Source organism: Halohasta salina, assembly GCF_024178165.1.
Taxonomy (GTDB): Archaea; Halobacteriota; Halobacteria; order Halobacteriales; family Haloferacaceae; genus Halohasta; species Halohasta salina.
This window is the reverse complement of record NZ_JAMZIE010000001.1, coordinates 321156-340078: the sequence shown is the minus strand read 5'-3', so window position 1 is coordinate 340078 and position 18923 is coordinate 321156. Positions and strand designations below refer to the sequence as shown.

The 18923-nt window shown below is 64.0% G+C and carries 18 protein-coding genes; 6 read left to right on the top strand and 12 right to left on the bottom strand.

Features of this window, described 5'->3' with window-relative positions:
- Positions 1–8 precede the first annotated feature (8 nt).
- The 4 genes from NKJ34_RS01680 to serB form a co-directional block, all read right to left on the bottom strand.
- Entirely contained in the window at positions 9–287 is a 279-nt protein-coding gene (locus tag NKJ34_RS01680; RefSeq protein WP_253736521.1) for a hypothetical protein, read from the bottom strand.
- Positions 288–422: 135 nt separating this feature from the next.
- Entirely contained in the window at positions 423–2876 is a 2454-nt protein-coding gene (locus NKJ34_RS01675; protein ID WP_253736520.1) for a DEAD/DEAH box helicase, read from the bottom strand.
- Between the two features lie 221 nt (positions 2877–3097).
- Entirely contained in the window at positions 3098–3472 is a 375-nt protein-coding gene (locus NKJ34_RS01670) for a hypothetical protein (RefSeq protein ID WP_253736519.1), read from the bottom strand.
- 253 nt (positions 3473–3725) lie between these two features.
- The gene (serB, locus tag NKJ34_RS01665) at positions 3726–4379 is read right to left on the bottom strand and encodes a phosphoserine phosphatase SerB (protein ID WP_253736518.1); all 654 of its coding nucleotides are present in this window, start codon (positions 4377–4379) and stop codon (positions 3726–3728) included.
- A gap of 273 nt (positions 4380–4652) precedes the next feature.
- Between serB and NKJ34_RS01660 the strand changes: the two genes are divergently transcribed.
- The 3 genes from NKJ34_RS01660 to NKJ34_RS01650 all read left to right on the top strand — a co-directional run bounded on the left by NKJ34_RS01660 (position 4653) and on the right by NKJ34_RS01650 (position 8729).
- A complete protein-coding gene (locus NKJ34_RS01660) occupies positions 4653–6239 on the top strand; it encodes an FAD-binding domain-containing protein (protein WP_253736517.1) in 1587 nt (528 codons plus the stop codon).
- Positions 6240–6390: 151 nt separating this feature from the next.
- Positions 6391–7977, top strand: a complete 1587-nt coding sequence (gene serA / locus NKJ34_RS01655) for a phosphoglycerate dehydrogenase (RefSeq protein ID WP_253736516.1) — start codon at positions 6391–6393, stop codon at positions 7975–7977.
- 62 nt (positions 7978–8039) lie between these two features.
- On the top strand, positions 8040–8729 hold the full coding sequence (locus tag NKJ34_RS01650) for a DUF502 domain-containing protein (RefSeq protein WP_253736515.1): 690 nt from the start codon (positions 8040–8042) through the stop codon (positions 8727–8729).
- A gap of 8 nt (positions 8730–8737) precedes the next feature.
- On the opposite strand, the gene NKJ34_RS01645 is transcribed toward NKJ34_RS01650, so the two are convergent.
- Positions 8738–8932, bottom strand: a complete 195-nt coding sequence (locus NKJ34_RS01645; RefSeq protein ID WP_253736514.1) for a DUF7563 family protein — start codon at positions 8930–8932, stop codon at positions 8738–8740.
- Between the two features lie 288 nt (positions 8933–9220).
- Between NKJ34_RS01645 and NKJ34_RS01640 the strand changes: the two genes are divergently transcribed.
- Positions 9221–9739: a hypothetical protein gene (locus NKJ34_RS01640; RefSeq protein WP_253736513.1), complete on the top strand. Its 519-nt coding sequence runs from the start codon at positions 9221–9223 to the stop codon at positions 9737–9739.
- Here the strand turns inward: NKJ34_RS01640 and NKJ34_RS01635 are convergent.
- From NKJ34_RS01635 to NKJ34_RS01625, 3 genes are read right to left on the bottom strand one after another with little or no spacing between them, the layout of a single operon-like run.
- Entirely contained in the window at positions 9726–10670 is a 945-nt protein-coding gene (locus NKJ34_RS01635; protein ID WP_253736512.1) for a branched-chain amino acid transaminase, read from the bottom strand. The genes NKJ34_RS01640 and NKJ34_RS01635 overlap by 14 nt on opposite strands.
- 49 nt (positions 10671–10719) lie before the next feature.
- On the bottom strand, positions 10720–11406 hold the full coding sequence (gene ribB / locus NKJ34_RS01630) for a 3,4-dihydroxy-2-butanone-4-phosphate synthase (RefSeq protein ID WP_253736511.1): 687 nt from the start codon (positions 11404–11406) through the stop codon (positions 10720–10722).
- A complete protein-coding gene (locus tag NKJ34_RS01625; RefSeq protein WP_253736510.1) occupies positions 11403–12110 on the bottom strand; it encodes a DUF120 domain-containing protein in 708 nt (235 codons plus the stop codon). Before NKJ34_RS01625 ends, ribB begins: the two co-directional genes overlap by 4 nt.
- Positions 12111–12391: 281 nt before the next feature.
- On the opposite strand from NKJ34_RS01625, the gene argS reads away from it, so the two are divergent.
- Complete coding sequence (gene argS, locus NKJ34_RS01620) at positions 12392–14149, top strand: arginine--tRNA ligase (protein WP_253736509.1); 1758 nt, start codon at positions 12392–12394, stop codon at positions 14147–14149.
- Positions 14150–14155: 6 nt separating this feature from the next.
- On the opposite strand, the gene NKJ34_RS15720 is transcribed toward argS, so the two are convergent.
- Complete coding sequence (locus NKJ34_RS15720; protein ID WP_256488532.1) at positions 14156–14287, bottom strand: hypothetical protein; 132 nt, start codon at positions 14285–14287, stop codon at positions 14156–14158.
- Positions 14288–14335: 48 nt separating this feature from the next.
- Positions 14336–15730, bottom strand: coding sequence for a cell division ATPase MinD (gene minD, locus NKJ34_RS01615; RefSeq protein WP_253736508.1), 1395 nt, complete (start codon positions 15728–15730; stop codon positions 14336–14338).
- 155 nt (positions 15731–15885) lie between these two features.
- On the opposite strand from minD, the gene prf1 reads away from it, so the two are divergent.
- Positions 15886–17133, top strand: a complete 1248-nt coding sequence (gene prf1 / locus NKJ34_RS01610; protein ID WP_253736507.1) for a peptide chain release factor aRF-1 — start codon at positions 15886–15888, stop codon at positions 17131–17133.
- A gap of 234 nt (positions 17134–17367) precedes the next feature.
- Here prf1 and NKJ34_RS01605 read toward each other — a convergent pair whose 3' ends face one another.
- Both NKJ34_RS01605 and NKJ34_RS01600 read right to left on the bottom strand, forming a co-directional pair.
- Positions 17368–18057 (bottom strand): V-type ATP synthase subunit D, encoded by a 690-nt coding sequence (locus tag NKJ34_RS01605; protein ID WP_253736506.1) that lies wholly within the window; start codon positions 18055–18057, stop codon positions 17368–17370.
- 110 nt (positions 18058–18167) lie between these two features.
- Positions 18168–18896 (bottom strand): bacteriorhodopsin, encoded by a 729-nt coding sequence (locus tag NKJ34_RS01600; protein ID WP_253736505.1) that lies wholly within the window; start codon positions 18894–18896, stop codon positions 18168–18170.
- Between the last annotated feature and the right edge of the window lie 27 nt (positions 18897–18923).

Genomic DNA, 18923 nt, shown 5'->3' with positions numbered 1-18923 from the left:
ACTCCGAGCTACTGGCGAACGACGGCGGGTTCGCGTTCCCGGTCGACCGTCGAGTTCGGTTCCGGCTCGGAGGGTGTCGGGACGGTCACGGATGGCACCGGCCCGGCGGCAAGCGCCCGGCAGGCAATCGAGACGACCCAGTCGGGGTGTTCGACGTGCTGTTCGTGTTGTGGCGGCCCGTAGAGACAGTCGGCCCGATCGACCGACTGCTCGTGTTGTGGTGGCCCGTAGCAGGCCTCGTCGACACCGACAACATCGATGGGGGGAGTGGGGGTTTGTATTCGCATGGTGGTGTCGTACGGACAGTGCTGTGTTACTGCACTGCCCCGTAGGCATCTATCAGACGACTGCCAGCGGTCTTATAGCAGATTTTTTTCCAACTATCTCTATCTGAAACGTTGTGAGGAAACGACTGATCGACTTCAAGAATACTCGCTTCCAACGATATCACGGATCGTATCGGCCGTTACTTCGCCAACTCCCGTAACGTCACGTAAATCCGCTTTTCGAGCGGTCATGACGGCCTCGACGGTCCCGAAGTGATCTAGGAGTGCGCGGGCAGTGACGGGGCCGATATCGGCGATCGAACTGACGACGTACTCCTGCTGTTCGGCGCGTGTCTTGGCCCCTTTCTCGCCGTGGACCGACACCGCGCGGTCGCGGGTTTGCTGTTCGCGGCTGGCGATCGTCTCCAACAGATCGGCGGTCTCGGTCTCGTCGTCGGTCCGGAGGACGCTGGCCCCGAAGTCGACGGCGAGGCTCGCGATCGCCCCGCGGATGGCGTTGGGGTGGACGTTCCGCTCGCCGTAGAGATTCTCGCCCTCGATGATGACGATGGGGCGACTATAGTTGCGGGTGAGGTCGCCGAGCTGCTCGAACATCGAGCGGTCGCCGCCGGTGAGGGTGGCAAGGAAGTCGGCGACGGACTTGCGCTCGACGGCGACCCGGTCGGAAAGCACGTAGTCGCCCACAGCAAGGGTTTCGAGGCGGGTGGTAATCGCTTCGCGGGTCGAGAGATCGCGGGCGATGTTCGAGTCGAGTTCCCGCTGGTCGACGACGATCTCGACACTGTCCTCGTCGTCGCTCGCGGCGGTGGCGACGATTCCGTCGTCTTCGTCAGCTTCCGTCTCGGTTTCGTCGGCTTCGGTGTCGACCGTCTCCTCGGCGGCCTCGTCGTCTGCCTCGGGCGTTCCGAAATCGGTCAGTCCGGGGTCCTCGACCGCCTGATCGGCGTCGACGCCGCCGTTAGTCGCAGCCTCCGCTGCCGCCTCACCGGAGTCGCCGGACGCGCCGTCGAACTGGTCGAGCGCCGACTGGGGGGCCTCCAGTTCCTCCTCGACCTCCTCGGCGACGCCCTTGAGCTTCCGGAGTTCCGACTCCATCTGTTTTTCCTTGCGGCGGGAGATCCAGAAGTACGCCTCGTCGCGGGTGTCGTTTGCCAGCAGGACGACCACGCGACCCTCGTCCTGTCGACCGGTTCGGCCCTTGCGCTGAATGGAGCGGATCGCCGTCGGGACCGGCTCATAAAAGAGGACGAGGTCGACTTCGGGCACGTCGAGGCCCTCCTCGGCGACCGAGGTCGAGACGAGGACCTCGAACTCGCCGTTGCGGAACGCGTCGAGGGTCTCCTGTTGTTCTGTCTGGGTCATCCCGTCGGAGCCCTCCTTGTCGCCCTGGCCGACGAACCGGCGGACGTGGAAGTTCTGGCTCAGGAAATCGGTGAGGGCCTCGGCGGTGTCGCGGGACTCGGTGAAGACGATCACGCGGTCGCCGTCGTTGATGCCCAGCGTTTCGGCCAGCAGGATGCGGGTCTGGGAGAACTTGGGGTGGAGATCGTCGTAGGCTTCGGCTTTCCGCATCGCCTCCTGGACTTTGGGCTCGGCGATGAGTCGCTGGCTGGCCTTCGAGGCCCCCGAGCTTCGGGCGGCGTTCTTCTGGCGCTCGAAGTAGCGCCGGACAGATTCGACGCTCTGGGTTTCGACCAGCGTCACCGCCCGGCGGAGTTTCATGATCTCGGCGTGGACCGACATGCCCTGATATCCCTCCGACTGATCGTTGCTCATCAGTTGGCGGAGTTCCGCGCCGATCTTGTTGAGCTGTTTCTGGGAGATATCGGGGCTCGTGGCCTTCGTGACGCCCAGCTCGCGGAGTTGTTCGAGGCGGTCCTCGATCACCTCGTTGACCCCGTCGCGGATGGCGATGAGTTCGTCGGGGAGGTCGATCCGCTTCCACTCGATGTCGGTCTCGTAGGTGTAGTCGTCGACGTCGGCGTCGTCTTCGGTCATCACCTCGACGGTGTCGACGCCGAGGTTCTCACAGATCGTCTGGATATCCTCCTTGGTGCCGCCGGGGGAGGCGCTCATCGCCGTGACCAAGGGCTTGCGGGCGTCGGCGTGGTAGCGCTCGGCGATGTAGACGTAGGCGTAGTCGCCGGTGCCGCGGTGGCACTCGTCGAAGGTGAGGTGGGTCACATCAGCAAGGGAGATGCGGTTGCCGACCAGATCGTTTTCGACGACCTGCGGGGTGGCGATGACGACCGTGGCGTCGTCCCACAGCGCGGCGCGGTCGTCGGGGCGGACCTCGCCGGTGAAGACGACGATCTCGTCGTCGGGGATGGTGAGTGCGTCGCGGTAGAACTCGGCCTGCTGTTCGACCAGTGGTTTCGTCGGCGCGAGGAAGAGGGATTTGCCGCCGACGTCGTGGAGACGTTCGGCGGTGACGAGCAGGCTGACGGTCGTCTTGCCGAGACCGGTGGGGAGACAAACGAGGGTGTGGCCGTTGCGGGCCGTTCCGGCCAACTGGATCTGGTAGAGTCGACGCTCGATGAAGGAGGGCGTGAGCAAGGGGTGGTCGACGTAGTCGACGGACTCGGCCATTTGGCGATTGTTAGCTGTAGCGGGGTTTAAGAGTTGCCGGAGTGGGTGGTGGGCGTCGACCGACTAATCAGCCACATCCTTGGCGGACTGAAAGGGCGAGACAGTCTCGACGAACCCCGGCGACGCAAGCACCGCAACGAAGTGAGGAGCGCAGCGAGCCGCGGGAGTCGAGAGCGTCGAGGGCTTTCTACACGTGTTTCAGTAGAGCACTTAAATGCTAATTAGAAGTCATTTCCGCTTACTGTTTCACCAGAAGCCAATTTGATCCATTGTTGAGGGTGCCAAGCAGCAAGCAGATCAGACGGGCTAATTATGGCTACAGCAGCAAGCCCAAATATGGCGATGAGTAGGTGTTGTTCCCAAAGTCCATACACAGCAATCGGGACAAAAATGTAGGGCCAACCACCGATCAATCGAACTTGAGATTCAGAGAGGTTTTTCGGTGAGTGAAAAGCAGTCCTCGATGGCATGAAGTGCTTATATTGGTCAAAATAAGCATCACCACCGAAAATTCTACCGAGCAACCAATGGCCGTATTCGTGACAGAGTGCTCCTAAAATTGCAGCAACCAAGGGTAGTAGGCTCTCAACAATCATATAGATCATAATGTGCAGTAGCGATTTATAATTTTGATACATTATTAACACTATTGTTCTAAAATCCCAACTAAACGAAAGAGTACCATTGACACACAGTGGTCGACTTCGACTGCAATATTTGCCCCATATCCAAACCCCCACCACAAACCGGAAACCCCCATAGACTGCCCCAAACACCACTAAACCCGCCTCTCACGAACTACTCAGAAAAAGCGAATGGATCGCGCAGACGAAACAGAGGGGTTCGGATTCAGTCGTCGACCGCCGCCGCCAGCATGCCACGCGACTCCAGCAGCGTGCCGAGATCGGCCATCGTCGAGACGACCTCGTCACATGACGGCTCGACGGCCGGTTTCGGCTCGAAGCCGACCGCCAGCCCCGCGACCTCCAACATCGGCAGGTCGTTCGCGCCATCGCCGACCGCGATGGTGTCGGCCATGTCGACGCCGAGTTCGCCCGCCAGTTCCTCAAGCTGGTCGTCTTTCGTCCCCTCGATCAGTGGGCCTTCGACCTCGCCGGTGAGTTCGCCGTCTTCGATTGGGAGGCGGTTCGAAACGATCATGTCGACTGCGGTGTCGTCGGCCTCAAGGGCGCGCTGGACGCCGCGTTCGAACCCGCCGGTGAAGATGGCGACCGTGTGGCCCGCCTCGCGCAGGCGGTCGATGAGGGCGGCTGCGTCAGGTCGGAGTTCCACTTGGCTGTAGGCGTCCTCGGCATCCTCTTCAGAGAGACCCGTGATGAGGTCGGCTCTACTGCGGAGGCTCTCGGCGTAGCTGAGTTCGTTGTTCATCGCCCGCTCGGTGATCTCGGCCATCTCGTCGTCGACGCCGAGTTTCTCGCCGAGCAGCACGGTCATCTCCGAATCCGACAGCGTGCCGTCGAAATCGAACGCAATGAGGCTCATTGGAGGCTCTTTTTGCGCAGGCTATGAAAAACGCCCTGTTTCAGTCGTTGGTTTATGAGTCGTGTTTGGGGGAGTAGTTGAAGGAGAATAGTAGGTATAGAAAGCCCTCGATGCTCTCAACTCCCGCGGCTCGCTGCGCTCCTCACTTCGTTGCGGTGCTTGCGTCGCCGGGGTTCATTGAGAGCATCTCGCCCTTTCAGTCCACCAGGAATCCAGTTCGTTGGGCGGTCGACCACATCGTTAACACAGTCGACCTCCAATTCACGCCAACTGATGAGTACGGATGGCGAAGGGTCGGCCGACACCATACCCACGCCCGAGGCGATTTCCGAAGCCACCAACGGCTGTGTGGTCTGGCACCGTCGACACCTCCGGACGCGGGACCACCCCGCTCTGACGTACGCGGCCCGCGAGTACGACACCCTCTTGCCGTTGTTCGTCTTCGACCCCCAATTCTACGGCGACGACGGGCTGGCCTGCGACGCCCGCATCCGATTCCTCCACGAATCGCTGGTCGACCTCGACGGCCAATACCAGCAGCACGGCAGCCGACTCAGCTATGCTCATGGCGACCCCCTCGAAATCCTCTCACGCTTCCGGGCGGCAGGCTGGGAGATCGTCGCCACCGCCGACCCGACCGGCCGGTACGGCTGGCAGCGCGACAACGCCGCGGCGGCCGACTGCGACGTGACTTTCGTCGACGGCGACGGCCTGGTCCGCAACGAGAATCCCCGCGATGGCTGGAGCGACGCTGTCGAGGAGTGGTTCACCGACGACCAGTACGCGTGGGACCCCGAAGCCGTCTCGCTGGCCGCAGTCGACACCCCGATCACCATCGACCGAATCGAGTCGACCTACGACATCTCGCCGACCAAAACCGACGTCCCGCCGGGCGGCACCGAGGCCGCCCGCGAGCGCCTCCGACTGTTCACTGACGCCATCGGGAGCTATCCGGGCAACATCTCCGCGCCGGTCGACGCCCGGTCGGGCACGAGCCGCCTCTCTCCCTACCTCCGTTTCGGCTGTCTCTCGGTCCGGGAGGTCTACCAGTACGTCGACGCCAACGCTGCGGGCCGTGGCAAGGAAATGTTCGTTTCGCGGCTCTACTGGAACCGCCACTACAACCAGAAACTCGAAGACTGGCCCGGTTGGATGGACCAAGCAGTTAACCCCGCAATGGAGGGGTTTCACGCCGACAGCCACGATCCCGAACTGGTCGACGCGTGGAAGGAAGGCCGGACGGGGTACCCGATGGTCGACGCCTCGATGCGATGTCTGGCCGCCACGGGCTGGCTGAACTTCCGGATGCGGGCGATGTGTGCGTCGTTCCTCTGTGACCTCCTGCAACAACCGTGGAAACCCGGCGCTGACTGGTTCTACTACCACCTGATCGACGCCGACCCCGCGATCAATTACACGCAGTTTCAGACGCAGGCGGGCACGGTCGGTGTCAACATGCTGCGCATCTACAATCCCCGCAAACAGGTCCGGGACAACGATCCCGACGGCGAGTTCATCCGCGGGTGGGTGCCCGAACTCGCTGACTTGCCCGACGAGCATCTCGACCAGCCCGAAAAGACACCCCTCCACGTTCAGGCCGACTGCGGCGTCGACATCGGCGATGACTACCCGTATCCGATCGTCGAGTACGAGGCCGCCCGCGAGCGGATCCTCGAGGAGTTGGATGCGATCAAACCGGCAGCCGAGCAGGCGCTTGCGGACCCCGAAGTGGCCCGGCGGGCCTCGCTGTCGCGCCGTGGTCGACGCCGGAGGGAGACCGGTGCCGACGGCCATAACACGACCGACGATACCGAGTCGACCTCCCAGTCGTCGCTGTCAGCGTTCGGAACGGATGAGTAGCGACCGGGGTAGCTGATTCAAATATCGAATACATGCGCCGATATGGATACTTGTCGGCAGTTTGTATCCGACAGCAGGTGTGGGAATACGTCACGATGGATAGTAGGCCGATGTGGAAACGCTTAATCGACCGCCGAGAAATCCTACGGATATGAAGGTACTCGTCACGGACCCGATCGACGATGCGGGCCTCGATCGGCTGCGTGAAGCAGGCTACGAGGTCGAGACGAACTACGAAGCAGAAGGCGAGGAACTACTTACTGCGGTCGCCGACGCCAACGCGTTGATCGTCCGCTCGGGCACCGACGTCAACGAGGCGGTCTTCGAGGCCGCCGAGGATCTCGTCATCGTCGGCCGGGCCGGCATCGGCGTCGACAACATCGACATCGAGGCCGCCACCGACCACGGCGTGATCGTCGCCAACGCACCCGAGGGCAACGTCCGCGCGGCCGCCGAACACACGGTCGCGATGGCCTTTGCGGCCGCCCGCTGGATCCCACAGGCCCACACCCGCCTCACCGACGGCGAGTGGGCCAAATCGGACTACCTCGGCTACGAGGTCAACAACAAGACCCTCGGTATCGTCGGGCTGGGCCGCGTCGGCCAAGAGGTCGCCAAACGCCTCGATAGCCTCGGGATGGAGCTGGTCGTCTTCGATCCCTACATCTCCGAGGAGCGGGCCGCACAGTTCGGCGCGGAACTCGTCGACGACCTCGAGGACTGTCTCGAAGCCGCGGACTTCGTGACGATCCACACGCCGCTGTTGCCCGAGACCGAGAACATGATCGCCGAAGAGGAACTCGCCCTGCTCGAGGACGGCTTCCTCATCAACTGTGCCCGCGGTGGCATCGTCGACGAGGCCGCCCTCGCCGACGCCGTCGAAAACGGCCCGATGGCCGGAGCCGCCCTCGACGTCTTCGCCGAGGAACCGGTCAGCGAGGACTCGCCGCTGCTCGACGTCGACGAGATCGTCGTCACCCCCCACCTCGGAGCCTCGACGGAGGCCGCCCAAGAGAACGTCGCCGTCGACACCGCCGACCAAGTGGTCGCCGCACTCAACGACCAGCCGGTGCTCAACGCGCTCAACGCGCCGTCGGTCGACGAGACCGCCTTCCCGCGGATCGAACCCTACCTCGGGCTGAGCGAGACCGCCGGCAAGATCGCCGCCCAACTGCTGGGCGAGCGCATCTCCTCGGTCGAGGTCCACTACGAGGGCGATATCGCCGAAGAGGACGTCGACCTCGTCACCGCAAGCGCGCTCAAGGGCGTCTTCGAACCCCTCGAATGGCAGGTCAACGCGGTCAACGCCCCCCGACTCGCCGAGGAGCGCGGCATCGAGGTCACCGAGTCGAAGACCCGGCAGACCGAGGACTTCCAGAGCCTCGTTACCGTCAAAGTCGAAGACGGCGACGAGTCGCTGACCGTCTCGGGAACCCTCTTTGCGGGTGACGATCCGCGGATCGTCCGCATCGACGGCTACCGCGTCGACGCCATCCCGTACGGCCACATGCTCGTCGCCCGGAACCAGGACAAACCCGGTGTCATCGGCCTGATCGGCTCGGTGCTCGGTGAGAACGACGTCAACATCGCGGGGATGTTCAACGCCCGCGAAACCATCGGCGGCGAGGCACTGACCGTCTACAATCTGGACGTCGACGTGCCCGACGAGGTGCTCGAAGAGCTGCTGGCCGACGACCGGATCATCGAACTCAAGACGATCACCCTCGACGGACAGTAGCGGCCGCCCCCGGGGTCGTAGTGTCCAATGTATAAGGGTCTCGGGAACCGAGAGTCTGCTGAATGTCTACGTGGAAACGCGACATCGCCAGTGGGCTGATCGTGCTGCTCCCACTCGGGATCCTTCTTTTCGTCGTCAACTGGCTGTACGTCCGGATTATCGGCCTGCCGCTGATCGACGAACTCGACTTCGCCGAACTGGGCGTCCCTGGTGAGCTCGTTCCTCTCACGCGGATCCTCGTCGCGCTCGCGCTCATCATCACGCTGATTTTGGCAGTCGGCTACCTGATGCGGACTACTGCTGGCCGCGTGTTCGAGGCGACGATCGACGACACGATCAACCGGGTGCCGGGGCTCCGGGTCGTCTACAACGCCTCGAAGCTGGCGGTCGAAACCGCTCTCTCGGGAACCGACGATCTCCAACAACCCGTCCGGCTCGAAATCTGGAACGGGGTCCGGATGACCGCGTTCAAAACCGGCAAACGGACTCAGGACGGCCGGGTCGTGCTGTTCATGCCGACCGCACCAAACATCACGACCGGCTTCGTCATGGAGGTCGACCCCGAGCGTGTCGAGGACACCGGCGAGAAGGTCGAAGAGGCACTGACTCGCGTGCTGAGCGCCGGCTTCGCCGAGTCGGCCCACCAGATCCCGGTCGAGGAAGAGCCCAATCCGGCGGCCGACGACGGCGAGGCGACGGTGACGACGAACGCCGACTCCTCGGGGAGCGATCCGACTACGGTCGACGACTGACCACGAGGTCAGTCGGAGGGTTGGGTGCCGGCCCCCTCCCGGAGATCACGCCCGGTCAGGCAGTTCATGCAGCCGTAGACCGAACCGTCGTTCGCGCCGAAGACCCGGACGAACTGTTTGGTGACGTACTCGCCGCAGTTCTCACACGTTCGCTGCTGGGACTGATGCGATTCGGCCGTTGTCTGGGTATGGAGAACGTCCATGGAAGGCCACGAGAAGGATATCTTCTTTGTTATGAATTCTATAAGACAGTCTGTGTAGCTGTTAAAGACATCCTACTGGTCAGGTTCAGTGTTGGAGCCGTCGTAAGCGGTTCGAGTGAAACCGGTCGGAGCATATCTGAGACCGCCAATTCGGCTAGTAGGCAGTGCCTACACGGCACGGTAGTCCCACGTTAGTCGACTGTGCCGGCGGTCCACCCGAACAAGAGACCGGGACGTATCACAACCTGTGAGTTGAGGGTTCTTGCTCGTTGCTGTCGTCGGACGAGTATGGGAGGTAGTACCACCGAAACAGGGGCGGTCTCGACGACGAGACAGTGGGTGTCCGGACTGTGGGCGTATTACCGAGGATACACCCACTCGGCGATCCATGCCGCGTCGGCGGCCGCCCTCACTATTTTCGGCCTGCTCGTCTTCATCGATCCACTGTTCGCCGGCGTCGCGATCGCCGCGTACGTCTGTCCCCCGGTCGTGCTGTACGTTCTCGACGTCGACATCGGAACGGGGTCGGACACTGCGTCGACCGACCCACAACGCGGGAGTGACGACGTACCAGAAACCGGCCCCACGCGTGGCTTGGAACGCGCCCGGAAAGACGGTGATACCGACAGCGATTCGGATACTGATGATGGGGATAGCGATTCGGACGGCACTGATGGAGACAGTGACTCGGATACTGGTGATGGGGACAGCGACTCGGACGGTGCCGATGGAGACAGCGATTCGGATGGCTCGGATACGGACAGCCACACCGTCGACTCCTCGGCGGGACCGCTCAGACGTAGGTGAACCAGTCGTCGTGGGCGTCGGTTTCCCGTTCGACCAGATCGAAGAACGCCGACTGGAGGTCCTCGGTGACGGAACCGCGACTTCCGTCGGCGATCTGGACGTTGTCGACCTGCCGGATCGGGGTGACCTCGGCGGCCGAGCCGGTGAAGAACAACTCGTCGGCGGTGTGGAGTTCGCCGCGGCTGATCGTCGCCTGATCGTGGACGGTGTAGCCCATCTCGCGGGCCAGCGTGATCACGGTGTCGCGGGTGATACCGTCGAGGATGCTCTGGGAGAGCGCCGGGGTGTAGATCTCGCCGTCACGGACGAGAAAGAGGTTCTCGCCGGGGCCTTCGGCGACCTGCCCCTCCTTGTTGAGCACGATGGCTTCGGCGTAGCCGTTGCGGCGGGCCTCCTCGCCGGCCAGCAGGCTGTTGACGTAGAGCCCGGTCGTCTTGGCGTTGGTCGGGATCTGGCTGGAGGAGTGTTTGCGCCACGACGAGACCATCACGTCGATCCCGTTTTTCAGTGCGTCCTCGCCGAGATAGGCCCCCCACGGCCAGGCGGCGATGGCGACGTCGGTCGGACAGCCCTCCGGACTCACCCCGAGGCTGTTGTAGCCGAAGTAGGCGATCGGTCGAATGTAGGCGCTCTGGAGGTCCTGTCGGCGCAGTAGTTCGAGCGTCGCCTCGGTTAGCTCCTCTCTACTGAAGGGGATCTCCATCTCGTAGGGTTTGCCCGACGCGTAAAACCGGTCGAGGTGTTCCTCCCACCGGAAGACCGCGGTGCCGTTTTCGGTGTCGTAGGCGCGAGCCCCCTCGAAGATCCCGGTGCCGTAATGCAGCCCGTGGGTCAACACGTGGGTCGTCGCCTCGTCCCAGTCGACGAACTCCCCGTTCTGCCAGATCGTCTCGATGTCGCCCGCTTCGCGCATCTCGTCGAATGATGCCATTGGTACCCAAAACCTTCGCCTACCAGTTCTTAACAGTTTGCAAGAATCGTTAGGATCCGTCGCCGAGCGCCGACAGCAGCGCTTCACCTTCGACGTATACGAGGCCGTGGCGGTCGGCGTAGGTTTCGGCGTCGACCGGCGAGCGCGCGCGGCCGGTTTCGTCGTCGAGCATCTCACAGACGACGACCGCCGGCGGCTGGCCCGCCGCCTCGGCGAGGGCGATCCCGAGTTCGGTGTGGCCCGTCCGGTCGACCAGCCCGTTGGGGGCAGCCCGCAGCAGGTGGACGTGACCCGGCGTCCGAAAGTCGTCGGCGAAGTCGGCCTCGTCGTACCCCGATTCGACGGCGGCCGCCGCACCCCCGAGTTCGGAGATCGTCAGCGCGCGATCCTCGTCGGTGATTCCCGTGAACGTCTCGCGGTGGTTGACCGTCAGGGAAAACGACGACCGGTCGTCGTAGGCGAGTTCGTGGTCGGCTGCGGCAGGGTGGTCGACCAACTCCTGCAGGAAGGGGAGCCCGAACGTCTCGCTGACCGGATCCGAGAGGGCCACGCAGATCAACCCCCCGGCATCGTTCCGCAGTCGGGCGACCGCATCGGCGTCGACCGCGGTCGCGGGGTAGACGATGTCGGTCTCGCCCTCGCGGTCGGCGAAGTCGTGGATCAACACCGGCTGGCCGTCGGCGAAGGCGTCGACGGCGGCCTCGACGGCGGCCTCGCTCTCGGTCGACTGGGTCACGCCGAGTCCTCCGCGAAGTGGATCGACACCGTATCGCCGTCCGCGAGATCGAGGGCATCGCGGAGCTTTTCTGGCGCGATGAGTTCGAGACTCGCCTCGTCGTGGTGGGTCCGGTCGGGGACGATCACGTGGGTCGGCTCGTAGCTCCGCCCGTCAGCTTCGAGGCGGGCCGGATAACAGGTCGCCGCGCCGAACGTGCGGTCGCCGTCCTCCCAGCTGTCGATGGGGACCGACGCCTGCGCCGAGAGTTCGGGGCGGGACCGAACGCTGGCCTCGTCGAGGTCGACATTGAGCGTGCCCGGAAACGGCCCATACCCGAGTTTGGACTCGAACTGACGTTCGTAGCCGGGCAGCGAGATGTAGTGGCGACCCTCGCCCATCCCGGTCGTGATCGTGCCCGACAGCGTCAGCCCGGTTTCCTCCTCGAACAGGCGGCGGTAGTCGGCGTACTCCGACCGGAGGGCCCGTTCGCCGTCGTCGGTGACCGACACCCACTGGCCGTCCGAGACGATGTCCCGGTCGACCAGCCCGCCGGCTTCGAGCCGCTGGAGCCGACGGGAGGCCGTCTGGTTCGATGCCTCCAGCCGTCCCGCGAGGCTGGCACACGAGACCTTGACGGGACCGTTGAGCCCGCCGTCGAGCGCGACGGCCTTCAGCGCCTGCAGCTCGTCGTGGTCGGGGGTCCCCGGAGCCGATTCTGACATAGTCGACCGAAGGAACGCGTCGCTCATAAGCATACCGAATCTGCTATGCATCTCAAAAACGTTATACTTGATCGGCCACTGAAAGGTTCCGTTCGTCGGTAGGCGATCCACAACTAAAGCCACGTCGGTTGGCTGACTGGCCGACGGGCTGCCGAGCCGTCGGCGGAGTCGACGGGAGCCGACAGCGAAGCGATCCAGCCGCGTAGTCACCGACTACTGAAGGCCGAAGGGGCTCCGGTCGCTTCGGAAAGTCCTTTAGCGGTCGGGGAAAACCGGGGCGTATGTTCAGACCGTTCCGCTCGGAGGTCGAGAGCGCCATGACTGGCTGTCTGGAGGCCCTCGACCTGCCGACCGGCGACCTCGGGATCGAGGAGCCGCCCGAAGACCTCGATGCTACGCTCGCCTCAAGTGTCGCCTTCCGTCTCGCCAGTGAACTCGGCGCGGCCCCGCCGCAAGTCGCCCAGCAGTTGGCCGACGCCGTCGACACCGACCCCTACGACTACCTCGATGCGGTCTCCACACAGGGGCCGTATCTCAACTTCCACACGAGCGACGCCTACCAGACTGAGACCCTCGAAGCCGCCCAGGAGAGCGATTACGGCCAGCTCGAAGACCGCGGCGAATCGGTCGTCGTCGAACACACCAGCGCCAACCCGACGGGGCCGGTCCACGTCGGCCGGGCCCGGAACCCAATCTTGGGCGATGCGGTCGCCAACGCGATGGAGATGGCGGGCTACGATGTCGAGCGCCACTACTACGTCAACGACGCCGGTCGACAGATGGCCGTCTTCACCTGGGCCTACGAGAAATTCGACGAGAGTGACCTCGACAGCGAGCCCGCCCGCGACCGCACGGAGTACGATCTGGTCCGGTACTACCGTAAGGGGAACTCCTACCTCGAAACCGCGGACGAATCAGCTGTCGAGGCCGCCGAGGCCGAGATCGCCTCGATCCTGCAGGGACTCGAAGCCGGCGACGAGGAAACCTACGAGCGGGTCGGCGAGGTCGTCGATCAGGTCCTCGGTGGGATGAAGGAGTGTCTCGCCCGCCTGCCGGCGGAGTTCGACGAGTTCGTCAAGGAGACCCGGTTCATGGTCGACGGCTCCACGGACGAACTCGCCGAGCGCCTGAAGGAGACCGAGTATGCGGTCTACGAAGAGGACGCGTGGCAGCTCGAACTCGACGAGTACGGCATCGACAAGAACCTCGTCTTCCTCCGGTCGGACGAGACGAGCCTCTACACCACGCGGGATCTGGCCCACCACGAGTGGAAGTTCGACAACTTCGACCGCGCAGTGACCGTGCTGGGCGAGGACCACAAACTGCAGGCCGAACAGCTACAGGCGACCCTCGATATCCTCGGCAACGATCCCGAACGACTGGACGACGTGATCTACTCCTACGTCAATCTCCCGGAGGGGAAGATGAGCACCCGCCGCGGCACCGGCGTCATGCTGGACGACCTGCTCGACGAGGCGATCGATCGGGCCCGCGAGGAGGTCGAAACCCGGCTCGACGACCGGATCCGCGACGACGAACTCGACGACGACGACATCGAGCGCATCGCCCATCAGGTCGGGATCGGTGCCGTGCGCTACGACATCGTCTCGAAACAACCCACCAAGGGGATCACCTTCAGGTGGGACGAGGCGCTGGACTTCGAGGCCCAGTCGGCCCCCTACGTCCAGTACGTCCACGCCCGTTGCTGTGGGATCCTCGAAGAGGCCGACACCGAACCGACGGCGACCGAGTTCGACGCCGACGTGCTGTCGACCCCCGAAGAGCGCGACCTCTTGGCCGTCGTCGCCCGGTTCCCGGCCGTGATCGAGGAGGCCGGCGAGGACCTCGAACCCCACCGGATCGCCACCTACACGCGAGAACTCGCCGAATCGTTCAACGGCTTCTACCGCTCGTGTCCGGTGCTCACCGCCGAGGACGCCGACACACGACAGGCGCGGCTCGCGCTCGTCGCGGCTGCCAAACACACCGTGGCCAACGCGCTGTCGGTGCTCGGCGTGGCGGCACCGGACTCGATGTAGCGCCGGCTACAGCAACAGGCCCGGAATCGCGGTTACGATGCTCCCACCGACGAGATAAATCGCACCGATACCGGCACCGAGTGCCAACAGGACGAAGGCGACGATCCACCAGAACGGGACTGAACCGTTGTCTGCCATACCGCCACTGTGACCGGGGGCTACAAGAATACCACGTTTCCCCGACAGTCACCGGAACAGCCGGCTGAAGAAGCCGCGTTTCTCTTCCTCGTCGTTCTCATCGTCGTCGGCCATCTCGGCAGAATCGTCGACATCGTCAGCCGCCCCGGCGGTCTCCTCGGCGTCGGGGATCACCACTGCCTCGTCGCTGCCATCGTCCTCGCTCGCGTCGGCGGTCGACCCAGTGTCGACGGCCCCATCCTCGTCGTCCATCGCCGCCCCCAGCACGGTGGTCTGTGCGGTGTCGTCGGCCGGCGGGTCCTCGGCGGCATCGGACGCCGACTCGTCGTCGCCCGCACCGCTGAACGGGATCGCGTCCGGCGGCACCGTCTCCTCGTCGCCGTCGCCGTCGTCCGGTCGTGTGGCTTCGGGGTCGACACTGGGACCGTCCGACCGGGACGGATCGGGGTCGGGGTCGGTGCTCTCCGGGGAGCCTGCGCCGAGATCGGCGTCTTCGACCGCGCTGTCGACGTCGCCGACGGTGCCGGTCGCGGCCTCGGCCCACTTCGATGCGCCGGCGGCGGTGTCGTCGGCCGTGGGATACTCCTCCAGCGGGCGTTCCTCGCCCGCGTCACCGGCATCGTCTCCGGCGTTGATCGTGACGCCGCCCTCGGAGAGCGAGTCCGAAAGTTGGTCGTCGCGTGCTTCCAGCGTCTCGCGGGTCTCGGAGTCGGCGTCGGCCGGAGTCGACTCGGGGGCCGAGGGATCGATACCGGTCAGTTCGGCCGCGAGCTGTCGGTAGGCGGCCGCGGCGTCGCTGTGTGGGGCGTAGCTCGACAGCGGCTCGCCGACGGCGATCGACTCCCGGACGGCCTCGTCGTCGGGGATTGTCGTCAGCACGTCGGCCGAGAGGGTCCCGCTGACGACCTCTTCGAGCGGGGTCGCCTCGTCGGTCCGGGTGATCACCGCTCCCGCGACCACGCCGCCGAGGCGGTCGGTGAGCTGGCGCGTCTTTTCGGTGTCGACCAGCGCATCGCGCTCGGGGGTCGACACGAGGATGACGGCGTCGGCGATCGACAGCGGGACACCGGTCTCGTGGCTGACGCCCGCGCCGACGTCGATCAGGACGTAGTCGGCGTCGTCGAACGCCTCGACGACCGCATCGAGCCGCTGGGGGTCGGCCGCGGCGAACGCCTCCAGCGAGGTGTCGCCGGGGACGACGGTGAGACCCGCGGGCCCGTCGTAGGCGGCGGCCGCCGGCTCGGCCGCGTCGCTCAAAACGTCGTGCAGCGTTGCCCCGTCGGGCTGGACGCCGAGTGCCGCACCGAGATTGGCCATCCCGATGTCCCCGTCGATCACCACGACGTCCGCGCCGGTGCCGGCCAGCGTCGACCCCAGATTCGCCGTCGTCGTGGTCTTGCCAACGCCACCTTTCGCGCTGGCGATAGCGTAGACCCGTGCCATACTGTCGTGCTACCACGACGCGGATATAAAGGTACGCTCTAGCTACTGATCGTAGCCACCGACTACTACCATGTCATGCAGGTCCGGCAGGTCGACCGATCGGCGGATTCGGCCAGTCAAAGCATACTTACCGGCTCCCCGGCGATAGGATACTAATGAGTACGGACGCCGACGAGCAACCCAGCGAGGACCGCCGGAAATACGAGTTCCGAAAGGTCATCGAAGAGCTCCAGGAGTACGAGGGCTCGGGCACACAGCTCGTCACGATCTACATTCCCGACGACAAACAGATCTCTTCGGTCGTCGAACACGTCGTCCAGGAGCACTCCGAGGCCGCCAACATCAAATCCAAACAGACCCGGACGAACGTCCAAGACGCTCTGACGTCGATCAAGGACCGACTCCGCTACTACGACACCTACCCGCCGGAAAACGGGATCGTCATCTTCTCGGGGGCGGTCGACAGCGGTGGCGGCCAAACCGACATGGTCACCCGCGTGCTGGAGTCACCCTCCGAGCCGATCCAGTCGTTCCGCTACCACTGCGATTCGGACTTCCTGACCGAGCCGCTGGAGAACATGCTGCTCGACAAGGGGCTGTTCGGGCTCATCGTGCTGGACCGCCGGGAGGCCAACGTCGGTTGGCTCAAGGGGAAACGCATCGAGCCGGTCAAATCCGCGTCCTCGCTGGTGCCCGGCAAACAGCGAAAGGGTGGCCAGTCCGCTCAGCGATTCGCCCGCCTCCGCTTGGAGGCGATCGACAACTTCTATCAGGAGGTCGCCGGGATGGCCAACGACCTGATGGTGCCGAAGCGCCACGACCTCGATGGCATCCTCGTCGGCGGCCCCTCGCCGACCAAAGACGAGTTCCTCGACGGCGACTACCTCCACCACGAACTGCAGGACATGGTCCTCGGGAAGTTCGACGTCGCCTACACCGACGAGTCGGGCCTCAGCGATCTGGTCGACTCCGCCAGCGACGTGCTGTCGGATCAGGAGGTCGTCAAGGACAAACAGCAGATGGAGGAGTTCTTCGAGAACCTCCACACCGGCAACGAGGCGACCTACGGCTTCGAGCCCACTCGGCGGAATCTCGTGATGGGATCGGTCGACCGCCTGCTCATCTCCGAGGACCTCCGCAGTGACGTGGTCGTCTACGACTGCGACGGCACCGACGAGTTCGAGGTCGTCGACCGGCGGCACGACACCCCTGACCACGAGTGTGCCGACGGCTCCGAGGCCGAGGTCGTCGACCGCGAGGACGTGATCGACCACCTCATCGACATCGCCGAACAGCGCGGCACCGAAGTCAAGTTCATATCGACGGACTTCGAGAAGGGCGAACAGCTGCTGGACGCCTTCGGCGGCGTCGCCGGCATCCTTCGCTACTCGACGGGCGTCTGATCGGCGAGTAGGAGGTCCTTACTCGACGCGTAGGTGTCGTATAACAAACTTCGACTGAGCGAACAAACGCCCGTAGCGGTCCGGGCGTGGTGCGCGGATCGCTACCGTCGACAGCTCCATGCGATGGAGTGGTCCGGTCCGTCGGCCACCCCACATCTGAGCCCCCGCAGATGTGACTCTTCGTTCGGTACCGTGCAAAAACGACTGCTGGCCGACGACGCAACCGACCGAGAGTCAGTCGCTGGTGACGGTCGCCTCGACGGCCGATTCGGCTTCGGCTTCGCGTTCCTCGGCTTCCTGTTCTTCCTTCTTGGCCTTGATCTTCTTCATGCGGAAGATCTCCTCGCGTTCCTGTTCTTCGAGCTTCTGCTCGATGTACTCCTGGTTCTCGTAGAGATCCGGCAGGAGTTTGAACTCCAGCGCGTTGACCCGGCGCTTGGTGGTCTCGATCTCGGTGAGCATCTTCTTCATCGCCGTCTCGACTTCCGCGGCGAGGATGATCGTCTCCAACAACTCCTCGTAGGCGTCGGCGGCCTCGTCGATCCGGGCCGACGAGCCGAGCAGGCCGTACCCACGTTCGTCGAGGGATTTCTTGACTTTCGAGGACTCGATCTGCGGGACGACCACGCCCATGATGTTTTTCGACTGGGTCGTGATCTCGGGGTGGTCATGCAAGGCGGCGGCCGCACCGCGAACGGCCACGTCGCCCTCCATCGCTCGCGCCATATCGAGTTTGCGCTGGGCGGTCTCGTAGTTCGCGTTGAGGTCCTCGCGTACGTCTTGGGCCTGATCGAGGATGTCCATGAACTCCATGATCAGCCCGTCGCGCTTCTGTTCGAGCGTGTCGTGACCGCGTTCGGAGAGTTCGATGCGGTCCTCGATCGCCATCAGGTTCTTCCGGGTTGGTTTGACGTCCTCGGCCATCGCTTGGGTGGGCCTTATTTGGCAAAGGGGTTAATGGTTTTCAGTTTCCGTCGCAGTGGCGACCGTCTCGAACGCGACGACTTACAAAAGCGGCCGGTCGACCGGAGCGATCAGTCGACGGCAGCACTCGGCGCGGAGTCGACGCTTCCGACCTGATCGAGGACGCTGTGGCTCCGCAGAAGCACGTAGCCGAAGCCGACCTTCGCAGTCAGATCCAGCACCATGAACGCCGCCGTCTCGACGTACAGCGGGATAAGAGCGATCGTCCCCTCGGTGCCGAGGATCCAGACGACCGGATAGGCCAGCCACAGCACGATCAACATGTTGCGGAGCGTCGTCGTCAAGTTCCGCACCGACTCGGTCTGCCTGCTGGCGGCCTCGTTGAGCGACTCGACGAGGAAGTACAGCAGGAACAACAGCAAGGCGGTGCTGATGCCCCACCAGACGATGCGGACGGCGGGCGTCGCCGCCAGCGCACCGACCAGTCCAGTGAGGATCATCAGCACGTCGAGGCCGACGAGCGTGTAGATCGTGTTCCGACTCGCCTGTGCCAGCAGCGCGAGGTCGATCAACAGCAGTGGCGTCGTGATCAGCCAGTCGGCGTACCGCGCCCAATAGATGTCCAACACCTGTCCGTTGACTGTGATTTCGGTGAGTCCGAACCCTGTCGCCATCGAGAAGTAGGCGACTGCAGCGGTCGCAGGGATGAAGATCGTCAGCACGTAGAAGCGCTTTTGTTCCTCATCGGTGACGTTCCACCCTCGCGCAATGAACGCGAGCATGCCGAGCGCCATGCCGATGGTACCGATCCACAGCCATATCGACTCACTGCCTGGCATTGTGCCTGGGGCTGCCATAGCACAGGA